Source organism: Enterobacter sp. Ap-867 (assembly GCF_011752855.1).
In the GTDB taxonomy this organism is placed as follows: Bacteria; Pseudomonadota; Gammaproteobacteria; order Enterobacterales; family Enterobacteriaceae; genus Cedecea.
Window position 1 is genome coordinate 68,444 of record NZ_VWWS01000002.1, and the last position, 13,630, is coordinate 82,073.

A 13,630-nucleotide genomic window follows, 5' to 3' on the forward strand; every position below is an offset into this window, starting at 1 on the left:
CGTTCAGGGAAAACATGGAAATTTTCTTCACAATCTTGATTATGACCCTCGTGGTCTCCCTCTCTGGGGTGGTAACACGTATGTTGCCGTTTCAGATCCCACTGCCGTTAATGCAAATCGCCATCGGGGCGCTGCTTGCCTGGCCGCACTTTGGCTTACACGTTGAATTCGACCCTGAGCTATTCCTGGTCCTGTTCATTCCGCCGCTGCTGTTTGCCGACGGCTGGAAAACGCCCACTCATGAATTTCTCCATCATGGCCGCGAAATTATTGGCCTGGCGCTGGTGCTGGTGCTGGTCACCGTGGTTGGCATCGGCTTCCTGATTTACTTCCTGGTGCCGGGCATTCCGCTGGTGCCTGCTTTTGCGCTGGCTGCCGTGCTGTCGCCGACGGACGCCGTGGCGCTGTCCGGGATCGTCGGCGAAGGGCGGATTCCGAAGAAGATCATGGGGATATTGCAGGGCGAAGCGTTGATGAACGACGCCTCTGGCCTGGTTTCCCTGAAGCTTGCGGTGGCGGTCGCCGTGGGGGCGATGGCCTTTAGCGTTGGCGGGGCTTCGCTGGAGTTCTTCAAGGTTGCCATTGGCGGCCTGCTGGCGGGGATTGCGGTCAGCTGGCTGTACGGCAAATCACTGCGTCTGATGAGCCGCTGGAGCGGGGACGAACCCGCAACCCAAATCCTGCTGCTGCTCCTGCTGCCGTTCGCCTCTTATCTGATTGCTGAGCACATCGGCGTTTCCGGTATTCTGGCGGCGGTAGCCGCAGGGATGACCATTACCCGTTCCGGCGTGCTGCGTAGCGCCCCGTTGACCATGCGCCTGCGCGCGAACAGCGTCTGGGCGATGCTGGAATTTGTGTTCAACGGCATGGTCTTCCTGCTGCTGGGCCTGCAGCTGCCGGGCATTCTCGAAACATCCGTTGCGGCGGCTAATGCCGATCCGAATGTTGAGCTGTGGATGCTGTTCCTCGACGTGGCGATGATCTATTTCGCCCTGATTGCGGTGCGTTTCCTGTGGCTGTGGTCGATGAAGCGCCTCAGCCTGCGCTTTTTGAAAAAGCGCCCGCTGGAGTTTGGCTCTTTCACCACCCGTGAGCTGGGTATTGCCTCTTTTGCCGGCGTGCGCGGGGCCATCACCCTGGCCGGTGTGCTTTCTATTCCGCTGCTGCTGAACGACGGCACGCCTTTTCCGGCGCGCTATGAGCTGATTTTCCTCTCCGCAGGCGTGATCCTGTTCTCGCTGTTTGCCGGGGTCATCATGCTGCCGATTCTGCTGCGAAACGTTGAGGTTGGGGATAAATCTCTGTCGCGCAAAGAGGAGCGGCTGGCCCGGTCCGCCACGGCCGAAGTGGCGATTGTGGCTATCCAGAAAATGGAGGAGCGCCTGGCCGCGGACAGCGAAGAGAACATCGACGACCAGCTACTGAAAGAGGTGAGTTCGCGGGTTATCGGGAATTTACGTCGCCGCGCAGACGGACGTAATGACGTAGAAAGCAGCGAGCTTGAAGAGAACCTTGAGCGCCGCTTCCGCCTGACGGCGCTGCGTTCAGAGCGCGCTGAGCTTTACCATCTGCGCGCCACCCAGCAAATCAGCAATGAGACCCTGCAAAAACTCCTGCACGATCTCGACCTGCTGGAAGCGCTGCTGATCGAAAAAGAGTAATCCCGCTAGTTCTGGCCGGTTTCCACTGCCGGCCAGAACTCTCTGCAGCAATCAATCCACGCCTGCGCGCTCTGCGAAATATACACCCCTTCACGCCAAATCATCCCTAACTGCCAGCTCAGGTTGCTGTTCAGCGGCAGCCACATCAGCGTGGTGTGGTCGAGCTTGCGGCAAATCGGCTCCGGCAACACGGCAATCCCCACGCCGCCCTGTACCATCGCCGCCAGGAAATCCCACTGCCCGCTGCGTACCGCAATGCGCGGGGTAAAACCGTGGTCGGCAAACAGCTGCATCAGCTGGCGGCTAAGGGAGAAATCTTCGTTGTAGATAAGCAGCGGGTGCTCGGCGAGCTCCGCCGGGTCAACGCTGGTGCGGCCAATCCACGGGCCGGAGCGGGGCACCAGCACGCAGAGCGGATGGCGGAACAGCGGCATTACCGTCAGCGCGTCTTCATCTTCTACGGGGATGGCCGTTACCGCCAAATCCAGATCGCCGTTAAGCACCGCCTGCTGCACCGTCAGGCCGCCGAATTCGGAAATCTTGAACTCCACGCCGGGGTAGCGGTGCTGATACACGCCTATCGGGCCGGTCATCAGCGTACCAACCATCGGCGGAATACCGAGGCGCAGCACGCCGTTGGTGAGCTGCTTGATGTCGCTCAGCTCGGCCTCAAGCTGGCGAAACTCGGCGAGGATGGCCAGCCCGCGCTGGAACACGACCTGGCCGGTGTCGGTCAGCAGCAGGCGGCGGCCGTCGCGGATCAGCAGCGTGCAGTTCAGCTCATCCTCGAGGTTGCGCAGCATTTTGCTGATGGTGGGCTGCGTGACGAACATCTTCTCCGCCGCCCGGGTGAAGCTCTGCTGGCGGACGACTTCAACGAAATAACGCAGCGTTCTGATGTCCATAACTATTCCTGTTAACTATACCTGCAATGATTTTAATTCATTTCAGTAGCGATGAACCGCTCTCTATAATCGGGGCTGGTATTTTTTCTGGAGCACCGATCATGGCATTGGCGTTAGGCCGTTTTACGCCTGCTGTAATGCATAGCCTGCGTGTCCCCGTGCAGGTTGCGCTGTACGCCGGACTTTTTGTTTTTGCCGAACAGTTGGTGACGTGGGGGCATCTGCCGCTGCCCGCGAACCTGGTGGGGATGTTGCTCCTGCTGGCGCTGATTGTGTGCCGCATTGTGCCGCTGAAATGGGTCAGGGAAGGGTCGAAATGGCTGCTGGCCGAGATGCTGCTGTTTTTCGTCCCGGCGGTTGTGGCCGTGGTGAACTACTCGCAGCTGTTGATGGTGGAGGGTTGGCGTATTTTTGCCGTAATAGCGGTCAGCACCGTGCTGGTGCTCGGCAGCACGGCCTTTGTGGTGGAAAAAGTCTACCGCTTTGAACTGGCTCGCGAAGCCCGCCGGCAGTCCCGCAATGACTAACTTCCAGCTCAGCGTGCTGTGCCTTGTGGTCACGCTGGTTTTCTACTTCGCCAATAAACGCCTGTATCGCCGTTTTCGCAAACTGCCGCTGATGCCGCTGGTCTTTACGCCGGTGCTGCTGGTGGGGATGCTCGTCTTCGGCCATATCTCCTACAGCAACTACATGGGAGAGGCGCACTGGCTGCTGTGGCTGCTTGGGCCTGCCACCATTGCTTTTGCGGTGCCGGTGTATGACAACCTTCGGGTGATAAAACGCCACTGGATGTCGCTTTCTGCGGGCGTGCTGACGGCGATGGTGGTGGCGGTAACCAGCTCGATTTGGCTGGCCCGCTTATTTACCCTGCCGGACGGCATTCAGCGCAGCCTGGCCGTGCGCTCAATTACCACGCCTTTTGCCCTGGCGGCCGCGAAGCCCATCGGCGGTGAGCCTGAACTGGTGGCGCTGTTTGTGGTGATCACCGGCGTGTTCGGCATGGCGGTGGGGGACGTGCTGTTTCTGCGCCTGTCGATCAGGGAAGGGATAGCCAAAGGCGCGGGGTTCGGCGCGGCTTCTCACGGCGCGGGTACCGCTCGCTCTTATGAGCTGGGGCCGCAGGAAGGGGTGATTGCCAGCCTGGTGATGATGCTGTCCGGCGTGGTGACGGTTTTGGTCGCACCGCTGGTCAGTTGGCTGATGTTTTAACCTACCGGGGCAGAGATAGCCCCGGTAAGCACTTACTAACTAGTGAGCCCGCCCCTGATCGATGCCGATACCGGTTTGAGAGCGAATAAACTGCGCGCGGAACTTCTCCCGCTCCAGCTTACCTTCCGGCGTATTATCGGTAATCGAGAACAGCCAGATGCCGACAAACGCAATCAGAATAGAGAACAGCGCCGGGTATTCATACGGGAAGACCGCTTTTTCATGGCCGAGGATCTGCACCCAGATAGTCGGGCCCAGAATCATCAGCACCACCGCCGTCAGCAGGCCGAGCCAGCCGCCAATCATTGCGCCGCGCGTGGTCAGCTTCGACCAGTACATCGACAGCAGGATAATCGGGAAGTTACAGCTCGCGGCAATGGAGAATGCCAGCCCCACCATGAAAGCAATGTTCTGTTTTTCAAACAGAATACCCAGCAGGATAGCCACCACGCCCAGCACCAGAACGGTGATTTTCGACACTTTCAGTTCATCGCGTTCGGACGCGCCTTTGCGGAAGACGTTGGCGTAAAGGTCGTGAGATACCGCCGAAGCGCCCGCCAGCGTTAACCCGGCCACAACCGCGAGGATGGTGGCGAAGGCAACCGCAGAGATAAAGCCGAGGAACAGGTTCCCGCCCACAGCGTCGGCAAGATGAACCGCCGCCATATTGTTGCCGCCAATCAGCGCGCCCGCCGCGTCTTTAAACGCTGGGTTAGCACCTACTAACATAATGGCGCCAAAACCGATGATAAAGGTCAGAATGTAGAAGTAACCCATGAAGCCGGTGGCGTAAAACACGCTTTTACGCGCTTCGCGGGCGTCGCTCACGGTGAAGAAGCGCATCAGAATATGCGGCAGGCCAGCGGTGCCAAACATCAGGCCGAGGCCCAGAGACAGCGCAGAAATAGGGTCTTTCACCAGCCCGCCAGGGCTCATGATCGCCGCGCCTTTAGGGTGAACCGCCATTGCCTCATTGAACAGGTTGTTGAAGCTGAAGCCGACGTGCTTCATCACCATAAACGCCATGAAACTTGCGCCGAACAGCAGCAGCACGGCCTTGATGATTTGCACCCAGGTCGTCGCCAGCATGCCGCCAAACAGCACGTACATCACCATCAGCACACCCACCAGCACCACGGCGACGTGGTAGTTCAGGCCGAACAGCAGCTCGATGAGCTTCCCGGCGCCAACCATCTGGGCAATCAGATAAAGGGCGACCACCACCAGCGACCCGCAGGCCGACAGCGTGCGGATTGGCCCCTGCTTGAGGCGATACGACGCCACATCGGCAAAGGTATAGCGGCCCAGGTTACGCAGGCGCTCGGCAATCAGGAACAGGATAATCGGCCAGCCGACCAGGAACCCCAGGGAGTAAATCAGGCCGTCGTAGCCGGAGGTGTACACCAGCGCGGAAATTCCGAGGAACGAGGCCGCCGACATGAAGTCACCGGCAATCGCAAGGCCATTCTGGAAACCGGTAATGTTGCCGCCCGCGGTGTAATAGTCGCGGCGGGAGCGAACGCGCTTGGACGCCCAGTAAGTGATATACAGCGTCAGCGCGACGAAAATCAGGAACATGATGATCGCCTGCCAGTTGGTTGGCTGGCGCTGCACGTCGCCGGTTATGGCATCGGCGGCAAAGGCACCGGCCGGCAGCAGAGCGGCAAAGACCGTAAGAAAACGCTTCATTTAACCCCCACTTCACGCAGTACTTCGTTATTCAGGCGGTCAAATTCGCCGTTAGCACGCCAGACATAAATCCCGGTGAGCAGGAAGGAAATAACGATCACGCCGATGCCGATAGGGATGCCCCGCGTGACGCTGGTGCCGTCATGCAGCGGGGTGCCAAGCCACGCCGGTGCGAAGGCAATCAGCAAAATAAAACCAACGTAAATCACTAACATAATCAGTGACAGAAGGGCGGCAAACCGTTGCCTTTTGGAAACCAACTCCCTGAAATGCGCACTGCTTTCTATCCGCTGATAAATGGTGTCATTCATCACAGAATCTCCAGAGGTTTTTGTAGGTTTTTTTATTCCCTCTCCCCAGTGGGGAGAGGGGTAGAACAAGGTTACGAAGGTATGGATAAAGCCTGTTTTTCTTCCAGCAGTTTTTCTACTACGCCCGGGTCGGCGAGGGTGGAGGTATCACCCAGGTTGCTGGTGTCGCCGGAGGCAATCTTGCGCAAAATACGGCGCATGATCTTGCCGGAGCGGGTTTTCGGCAGCGAATCGGTCCAGTGCAGAACGTCCGGCGTGGCAAGCGGGCCAATCTCTTTCCGCACCCAATTGCGCACCTCGGCGTACAGCTCCGGCGTCGGCTCTTCACCGTGGTTCAGCGTCACGTAGGCGTAAATCGCCTGGCCTTTAATGTTGTGCGGAATCCCCACCACCGCGGCTTCGGCAATCTTCGGATGTGACACCAGCGCTGATTCAATCTCGGCGGTACCCAGGCGATGGCCGGACACGTTCAGCACGTCATCCACGCGGCCGGTGATCCAGTAATAACCATCTTCGTCACGGCGCGCGCCGTCGCCGCTGAAGTACATGTTTTTGAAAGTGGAGAAATAAGTCTGCTCGAAGCGCTCGTGGTCCCCGAACAGCGTGCGTGCCTGGCCTGGCCAGGAATCGGTAATGGTCAGGTTGCCTTCGGTAGCACCCAGCTGCGGATTGCCTTCGTTATCGACCAGTGCGGGTTGAACGCCAAAGAACGGTTGGGTCGCGGAGCCCGCTTTCAGCTCGGTCGCGCCGGGCAGCGGGGTGATCATAAAGCCACCGGTTTCCGTCTGCCACCAGGTGTCCATCACCGGGCATTTCTCATTGCCGATGTGCTTCCAGTACCACTCCCAGGCTTCCGGGTTGATGGGCTCGCCCACGGAACCAAGAATACGCAGCGAAGTGCGGTCGGTACCTTCGGTGGCTTTATCCCCTTCGGCCATCAGCGCACGAATGGCGGTTGGCGCGGTGTAGAGAATATTCACCTTATGTTTGTCGACCACCTGCGCCATGCGGTTTGGCTTCGGCCAGTTAGGCACGCCCTCAAACATCAGCGTGATCGCGCCGCAGGCCAGCGGGCCGTAAAGCAGGTAGCTGTGCCCGGTCACCCAGCCCACGTCGGCGGTACACCAGTAGACATCGCCCGGATGGTAGTCGAAGACATATTTAAAGGTGGTCGCGGCATACACCAGATAGCCGCCGGTGGTGTGCAGCACGCCTTTTGGCTTACCGGTGGAGCCGGAGGTATAGAGGATGAACAGCGGATCTTCAGCGTTCATTTCCACCGGCTGGTGCTGGTCGCTGGCTTTCTCTGTCAGCTCGTGCCACCACAGGTCGCGATTCTGGTGCCAGTCGATTTTGCCGCCGGTGCGCTTCAGGACAATAACGTGCTCAACGGTTTTCACATTTGGGTTTTTAAGCGCGTCATCCACGTTCTTTTTCAGCGGAATTGAGCGCCCGGCGCGCACGCCTTCATCGGCGGTGATCACCAGGCGAGAGCTGGAGTCGATGATGCGTCCGGCTACGGCTTCCGGCGAGAAACCGCCAAAGATCACGGAATGCACGGCGCCAATGCGCGCGCAGGCCAGCATGGCAACGGCGGCTTCCGGCACCATTGGCATATAAATCGCGACAACATCGCCTTTCTTAATGCCCAGTTCAACCAAAGTGTTGGCAAAACGGCAGACATCGCGATGCAGCTCGCGATAAGTGATGTTTTTGCTCTGGGTCGCGTCATCTCCTTCCCAGATAATGGCGGTTTGATCGCCCCGTTCTTTTAGGTGCCGGTCGAGGCAGTTTGCGGCTAAATTAAGCGTCCCGTCCTCATACCACTTGATAGAGATGTTTCCCGGCGCAAAAGAGGTGTTTTTCACCTTTTGGTACGGTTTGATCCAGTCGAGAATTTTCCCTTGTTCGCCCCAAAACGCATCCGGGTCCTGTATCGACTGTTGATACATGGCCTGGTACTGCTCCGGGTTTATCAGGCAACGGTCCGCAATGTTTGCGGGAATAGCGTGTTTGTGTACTTGGCTCATGGCTTTTTTTCTCCTTTAGGATGTTAATAATATGTCACACAAACGTTAATAGTAGGGGTATTGGCAGCTTTGTTTACTTTTTGGGCGGCAGATCACGCATTAAAATAATTGCACAAAAATTGTTCAAACAGATGAATCATAAGAAATAATTACCTTTGGTACTTATTTCCAAAAACAAATAATGAATTTTTTTCCATAACAATAAGTTATATTCATATTCCTCCGCAAAATCCTGTTTATCTATGCAATGTAAGTGCATAACCCTAAAAATGAAGGGTTGCGCAGCAGGCTATCGGGATGGTACTGATACGTTGCTTTAAAAAACCCCGCTTAACACCTGATGTTTGTCATACCCCCTTTCAGTTTGTGACCTTCTCCTGAGTCAACAGCATGGGAATGGCGTTTTTTTGAGGAACTGTCGTCGTTATGAAAAACTTTAAAATGAGCCTGGCCTGGCAAATCTTGCTGGCGCTGGTGCTGGGCATTATCCTGGGAAGTTTTCTGCATTATCAAAGTGATAGCCGTGAATGGCTGGTCGCTAACCTGCTGTCACCGGCGGGTGATATCTTTATCCACCTGATCAAAATGATCGTCGTGCCGATTGTGATCTCCACCCTGGTGGTCGGGATTGCGGGCGTCGGCGACGCCAAGCAGCTTGGCCGCATCGGCGCTAAAACCATCATTTATTTCGAAGTGATCACGACGGTTGCCATCATTCTGGGCATTACGCTCGCGAATGTTTTCCAGCCGGGCCACGGCATAGATATGTCACAGCTTGCTACCGTGGATATTTCGAAATACCAGCACACGGCGCAGGACGTACAAAGCCATGCTCATGGCCTGATGGGGACTATTCTGTCGCTCGTGCCTACCAACATTGTGGCATCAATGGCGAAGGGCGAGATGCTGCCGATCATCTTCTTCTCGGTGCTGTTTGGCCTGGGGCTGTCGTCGCTGCCCGCGACTCACCGCGAGCCGCTGGTGACCGTCTTCCGCTCCATCTCTGAAACCATGTTCAAAGTGACGCACATGGTGATGCGCTATGCGCCGGTGGGTGTTTTCGCGCTGATTTCCGTGACCGTTGCGAACTTTGGCTTTGCCTCGCTCTGGCCGCTGCTGAAGCTGGTGGTGCTGGTGTATGTGGCGATTGCCTTCTTTGCGCTGGTGGTGCTGGGCGCGGTGGCGCGCCTGTGCGGGCTGAAAATCACCATCCTGATGCGCATCCTGAAAGACGAACTGATTCTGGCGTTCTCTACCGCCAGCTCCGAGAGCGTGCTGCCGCGCATCATCGAGAAGATGGAAGCCTATGGTGCTCCGGCGTCGATCACCAGCTTCGTGGTGCCGACCGGTTACTCGTTTAACCTGGACGGTTCCACGCTTTATCAGAGCATTGCGGCGATCTTTATCGCTCAGCTGTACGGCATTGAGCTGTCGCTGTGGCAGGAAATCATTCTGGTGCTAACGCTGATGGTGACCTCAAAGGGGATTGCCGGCGTGCCGGGCGTCTCTTTCGTGGTGCTGCTGGCCACGCTTGGCAGCGTCGGTATTCCGCTGGAAGGGCTGGCGTTTATTGCCGGGGTTGACCGTATTCTGGATATGGCGCGTACCGCGCTGAACGTGGTCGGCAACGCGCTGGCGGTGCTGGTTATCGCCAAGTGGGAACATAAATTCGACCATAAAAAAGCCCAGGCCTATGAGCGTGAGCTTTTTGGGAAGTTTGACAGTAAGGCGAACAGTTAAGTAAAGCCCCTCACCCCGGCCCTCTCCCCAAGGGGGAGAGGGTTAGGGTGAGGGGATGTTTTACCCCATCGCGCTTTCGCGCAGCCGGGCCTTCAGCTTATTGTACTCATCAATCACATACTGCTCGGCGGCCGGCTGGTCGACGATCGGCTCGACGCGCACGGCGCAGTACTTGTACTCCGGCGTTTTGGTTATCGGGCTCAGGTTCTCCGTCACCAGCTCATTACAGGCACCAATCCACCACTGATAGGTCATGTACACTGCGCCTTTATTCGGACGCTCGCTGACCGCTGCCCGGGTAATAACCCGGCCTTTGCGCGAATTCACCCAAATCAGCGCCTCATCTTCAATGCCCAGCCGGGCGGCATCTTCGACGTGGATTTGTGCATAACCCGGTTCATCGGCCAGCGCGGCCAGTGCCGCACAGTTCCCGGTCATTGAACGGCAGGAGTAGTGGCCCACTTCACGCACCGTAGAAAGCACCATCGGGTACTCGTCGGTGACGCGATCGATAGGCGGTGCCCAGTCGCAGGTGAAGAACTGCCCCCGGCCGTTAGGGCGCTCAAACTTGCTCTCATAAAGGTAAGAGGTGCCCTGATCCGCGTCAGATGTGTCCCGGCAAGGCCACTGGATATAGCCCAGCTCGCCCATCTTCTCGTAGGTTGCCCCGTAGAAGTCCGGACACAGGTGGCGCAGCTCGTCCCAGATTTCCTGGGTGTTGCTGTAGTGCATTGGGTAGCCCATGCGGGTGGCGATTTCACTGATAATCTGCCAGTCCGTTTTGAGATCCCACTTCGGCTCAACCGCTTTAAAGAAGCGCTGGAAACCGCGGTCGGCGGCGGTGAAGACGCCTTCATGCTCGCCCCATGAGGTGGACGGTAAAATAACGTCGGCCTCGGCGGCGGTTTTAGTCATGAAGATGTCCTGCACAATCACCAGCTCAAGCCCGGCAAACGCTTTGCGCACGGCGGAAAGCTCGGCGTCGGTCTGGAGCGGATCTTCCCCCATAATATAGGCCGCGCGGACTTCCCCGTGCTCGACCCGGTGAGGCAGTTCGCTGATGCGGTAGCCGTTAGCTTCCGGCAGCGCGTCAACGCCCCAGGCTGCTGCAAATTTGCTGCGGGTTTCCGCGTCACGAACATACTGGTTGCCGGGGAACATGTCCGGCAGCGCGCCCATATCGCAGGCACCCTGCACGTTGTTCTGGCCACGAACCGGGTTCACGCCCACGTTAGGCTTGCCGAGGTTGCCGGTCATCAGCGCCAGGCTGGTGAGCGAGCGCACGGTTTCCACGCCCTGATAGAACTGGGTCACGCCCATGCCCCACAGGATGGTGGCCGTTTTGGCTTTGGCGTACATGCGCGCCGCCGCACGGATTTCCCCGGCGCTGACGCCCGTGATTTCCTCTACGGATTCCGGCGTGTAGCCTTCAACAATTTTGCGATACTCCTCGAAGCCCTCGGTACGAGAAGCGACGAAAGCGTGGTCGTAAAGATTCTCTTCAATAATGACGTGGCCAATCGCATTCAGCAGCGCGATGTTTGAGCCGTTGCGTAACCTTAAATGCATATCGGCAATGCGAGCGGTTTCAATTTTGCGCGGATCGACAACGATAATCTGAGCCCCTTTCTGCTTCGCCTTAATCACGCGATTAGCCACGATAGGGTGTGAATCCGCCGGGTTGTACCCGAACACAAAGACTAAATCAGTACCCTCAATCTCGACGATAGAGTTACTCATCGCGCCATTCCCGACCGACTGGTGCAGACCTGCAACCGATGGGCCGTGTCAGACACGTGCGCAGCAATCGACGTTATTGGTTCCAATAACGGCGCGCGCAAATTTTTGCATTACATAGTTGGTTTCGTTGCCTGTTCCGCGTGAAGAGCCGGTGGTTTGAATGGCGTTCGGGCCATACTTGGCTTTGATCTCGCTCAGGCGTGAGCTGACGTAATCCAGTGCTTCGTCCCAGGATACGGCTTCCAGCTTGCCGCCGCGCTCGCGGCGAATCATCGGGGTTTTCAAGCGCGGGGTAAGGATTTTGGTGTCGGTGATAAAATCCCAACCGTAATACCCCTTCAGGCACAGGTCGCCCTGGTTGGTTTTACCCTGTGCGCCTTCCGCCTTGACGATTTTGCCGTTATCCACCACCAGGTTTATCTTGCAACCCGAGGCGCAATAGGGGCAAACCGTGACGACTTTTTTCATCATGTTGCTCCAGTCAATGCTGTCATTTAAGTGCGGCGATAAAAGCAAACCGCCTTGCTGAGCCACTCAATGCATTATCTATGCCACATAGAATACGTGGGTAATGGCGCGGGGTTCTGGGGGATCCGACGGGAGCACTGACGAGAGAAGCAGGATTTCGTCATAAATGACGTGTCGAACTGACGGCCATTTGTGACAGTGATAGAAAATTCTACATGGATCTGTGTTCTTTCTGCGGCGCGCAATCAACAATCGCTCACACTAAAAAGAACCTCCTCCCCTCCGGAGAAAATAATGAAACCTGCAATCCTGGTGGTGGATGACGACAAGGCCATTTGCGACGTGCTGCGCGACGTGCTCAGTGAACATGTCTTTGACGTGCTTGTGTGCCATAGCGGTAATGAAGCGCTGCAGATTGTGGCGGCAGAGCCTTCTGTTGCGCTGATTTTGCTGGATATGATGCTGCCGGATACCAACGGCCTGCTGGTACTTCAGCAGGTGCAGAAACTGCGTCCCGCTTTGCCGGTGGTGATGCTGACCGGCATGGGCAGCGAGTCCGACGTCGTCGTGGGCCTGGAAATGGGCGCCGATGACTACATCGCCAAACCGTTCAATGGGCGCGTGGTAGTGGCCCGAGTCAAAGCGGTACTGAGGCGCAGCGGGGCGCTGGCCGTAGAAAGCAGCCCGACCAAAACCAGCGGGCTGCAGTTTAACGGCTGGCGGCTGGACACCGACCGCTGCCAGTTGATGAATGCTCAGCAACAGCAGGTTGATCTCACTCAGGGCGAATATGGCCTGCTGCTTTCCCTGGTGCAGAACGCCAGGAAAGTGCTGTCGCGGGAAAAGTTGCTCGAGCTCACCCACAGCGAAAGCCTGGAAGTGTTCGACCGCACTATCGACGTATTAATCATGCGGCTGCGGCGCAAAATTGAGGTCAACCCGCACCAGCCCACGCTGATTCGCACCATCCGCGGCGTGGGCTACGTTTTTGCCGCCGATATCACTCACGGCGAGAATAATGCGGTTTAGCGTCTAGTTCCCGGTCGAAAAGTAGCGGGCCGGTGAAGTGCCAAAGGCATTTTTGAACATATGGATAAAATTGCCCGGAGAGGCGTAGCCCAGTAATTCTGAAACCTCCGATACCGACATGCCTTGTGCCAGCTTATCCAGCCCGTGGGTCAGCCGGACCTGCCTCCGCCATTGGGCAAAATTTAGGCCGGTTTCTGCCACAAAAAGGCGACGCAGAGTGCGGGGCGAAAGCGCGCCGAATGCCGCCCAGGCTTCAAAAGTCCGCTCATCGCCGGGGTTCGCGAGCAGTGCAGAAGCCACTTTTTTCAGCCGATGATCTGTCGGCATTGGCAAATGCAGCGCCTCGTGCGGTGCGCGGCAAATCTCATCGTAAATAACGGCGGCCATACGCTGATGTTCCGGCTCGGGTTTTGCCTGCTTATCCCATTCGCAGGCGCGACGGGCGAGCGCGTGAAGCACCTCCGAAACGGCAATCACGCAGGGCTTTTCCGGCAACCCCGAGCAGCTTTCAGGCGTAATCAGCAGCGTCCAGCCTTTTACGGCTCCGCTGATGCTGACCTTGTGGATTACGCCCGGCGGCAGCCAGCTGGCGCGATGGGGAGGCAAAAACCAGGCTCCGTCAGCGGTGTGAACGTGCAGTAAACCAGACTCCACGCAAAAAACCTGGCCGCGCAGGTGCTGGTGCCAGGCCACTTCCCGCGTGCCGAGCAGATATTCACTTTCAGGGGCGACGCTGCCTTCAAGGGCAATCAGCGCCGGGCCGCTAAGCCATTCGCTGTAATCGGGGGCTGGTGGCTGAGGAGGATGTTTTATCATGGCCGGTTTTCACTATTTATCGTCCGTATAAC

Annotated in this window: 11 protein-coding genes; 5 read left to right on the top strand and 6 right to left on the bottom strand. The window is 57.4% G+C overall.

The genetic code is table 11. From position 1 onward, the window contains the following. Positions 1-14: 14 nt before the first annotated feature. Entirely contained in the window at positions 15-1,661 is a 1,647-nt protein-coding gene (locus F3J26_RS07855) for a Na+/H+ antiporter (protein WP_008455781.1), read from the top strand. 5 nt (positions 1,662-1,666) lie between these two features. Here F3J26_RS07855 and F3J26_RS07860 read toward each other — a convergent pair whose 3' ends face one another. Next, positions 1,667-2,566, bottom strand: a complete 900-nt coding sequence (locus tag F3J26_RS07860) for a LysR family transcriptional regulator (protein WP_008455780.1) — start codon at positions 2,564-2,566, stop codon at positions 1,667-1,669. Positions 2,567-2,667: 101 nt separating this feature from the next. Here F3J26_RS07860 and F3J26_RS07865 point away from each other — a divergent pair, with 101 nt between their 5' ends. Then, positions 2,668-3,093, top strand: coding sequence for a CidA/LrgA family protein (locus F3J26_RS07865; protein WP_166877540.1), 426 nt, complete (start codon positions 2,668-2,670; stop codon positions 3,091-3,093). Next, complete coding sequence (locus tag F3J26_RS07870; protein WP_008455777.1) at positions 3,086-3,775, top strand: LrgB family protein; 690 nt, start codon at positions 3,086-3,088, stop codon at positions 3,773-3,775. Before F3J26_RS07865 ends, F3J26_RS07870 begins: the two co-directional genes overlap by 8 nt. Positions 3,776-3,814: 39 nt before the next feature. Here F3J26_RS07870 and actP read toward each other — a convergent pair whose 3' ends face one another. From actP to acs, 3 genes are all read right to left on the bottom strand, one after another. Then, a complete protein-coding gene (gene actP, locus F3J26_RS07875) occupies positions 3,815-5,464 on the bottom strand; it encodes a cation/acetate symporter ActP (protein WP_166993110.1) in 1,650 nt (549 codons plus the stop codon). Next, positions 5,461-5,775 (bottom strand): DUF485 domain-containing protein, encoded by a 315-nt coding sequence (locus F3J26_RS07880; protein ID WP_008455772.1) that lies wholly within the window; start codon positions 5,773-5,775, stop codon positions 5,461-5,463. Before F3J26_RS07880 ends, actP begins: the two co-directional genes overlap by 4 nt. Before the next feature lie 71 nt (positions 5,776-5,846). Next, complete coding sequence (acs, locus tag F3J26_RS07885; protein ID WP_008455771.1) at positions 5,847-7,805, bottom strand: acetate--CoA ligase; 1,959 nt, start codon at positions 7,803-7,805, stop codon at positions 5,847-5,849. Between the two features lie 426 nt (positions 7,806-8,231). Between acs and gltP the strand changes: the two genes are divergently transcribed. Further along, positions 8,232-9,545 (top strand): glutamate/aspartate:proton symporter GltP, encoded by a 1,314-nt coding sequence (gltP, locus tag F3J26_RS07890; protein WP_166993113.1) that lies wholly within the window; start codon positions 8,232-8,234, stop codon positions 9,543-9,545. A 60-nt stretch (positions 9,546-9,605) separates the two neighbouring features. Here gltP and fdhF read toward each other — a convergent pair whose 3' ends face one another. Then, a complete protein-coding gene (gene fdhF / locus F3J26_RS07895) occupies positions 9,606-11,753 on the bottom strand; it encodes a formate dehydrogenase subunit alpha (RefSeq protein WP_166993621.1) in 2,148 nt (715 codons plus the stop codon). 294 nt (positions 11,754-12,047) lie between these two features. Here fdhF and F3J26_RS07900 point away from each other — a divergent pair, with 294 nt between their 5' ends. Then, entirely contained in the window at positions 12,048-12,782 is a 735-nt protein-coding gene (locus F3J26_RS07900; protein WP_008455763.1) for a response regulator, read from the top strand. A 3-nt stretch (positions 12,783-12,785) separates the two neighbouring features. Here the strand turns inward: F3J26_RS07900 and F3J26_RS07905 are convergent, their stop codons facing one another. Further along, complete coding sequence (locus tag F3J26_RS07905; protein ID WP_008455760.1) at positions 12,786-13,598, bottom strand: AraC family transcriptional regulator; 813 nt, start codon at positions 13,596-13,598, stop codon at positions 12,786-12,788. Between the last annotated feature and the right edge of the window lie 32 nt (positions 13,599-13,630).

What these genes read in the sequence shown, in the direction of transcription:
- F3J26_RS07880 (WP_008455772.1), bottom strand. Translation starts at nt 5,775, where the DNA reads ATGAATGACACCATTTATCAGCGGATAGAAAGCAGTGCGCATTTCAGG.
- gltP (WP_166993113.1), top strand. Translation starts at nt 8,232, where the DNA reads ATGAAAAACTTTAAAATGAGCCTGGCCTGGCAAATCTTGCTGGCGCTG.
- F3J26_RS07865 (WP_166877540.1), top strand. Translation starts at nt 2,668, where the DNA reads ATGGCATTGGCGTTAGGCCGTTTTACGCCTGCTGTAATGCATAGCCTG.
- F3J26_RS07900 (WP_008455763.1), top strand. Translation starts at nt 12,048, where the DNA reads ATGAAACCTGCAATCCTGGTGGTGGATGACGACAAGGCCATTTGCGAC.
- F3J26_RS07905 (WP_008455760.1), bottom strand. Translation starts at nt 13,598, where the DNA reads ATGATAAAACATCCTCCTCAGCCACCAGCCCCCGATTACAGCGAATGG.
- F3J26_RS07870 (WP_008455777.1), top strand. Translation starts at nt 3,086, where the DNA reads ATGACTAACTTCCAGCTCAGCGTGCTGTGCCTTGTGGTCACGCTGGTT.
- actP (WP_166993110.1), bottom strand. Translation starts at nt 5,464, where the DNA reads ATGAAGCGTTTTCTTACGGTCTTTGCCGCTCTGCTGCCGGCCGGTGCC.
- acs (WP_008455771.1), bottom strand. Translation starts at nt 7,805, where the DNA reads ATGAGCCAAGTACACAAACACGCTATTCCCGCAAACATTGCGGACCGT.
- F3J26_RS07855 (WP_008455781.1), top strand. Translation starts at nt 15, where the DNA reads ATGGAAATTTTCTTCACAATCTTGATTATGACCCTCGTGGTCTCCCTC.
- F3J26_RS07860 (WP_008455780.1), bottom strand. Translation starts at nt 2,566, where the DNA reads ATGGACATCAGAACGCTGCGTTATTTCGTTGAAGTCGTCCGCCAGCAG.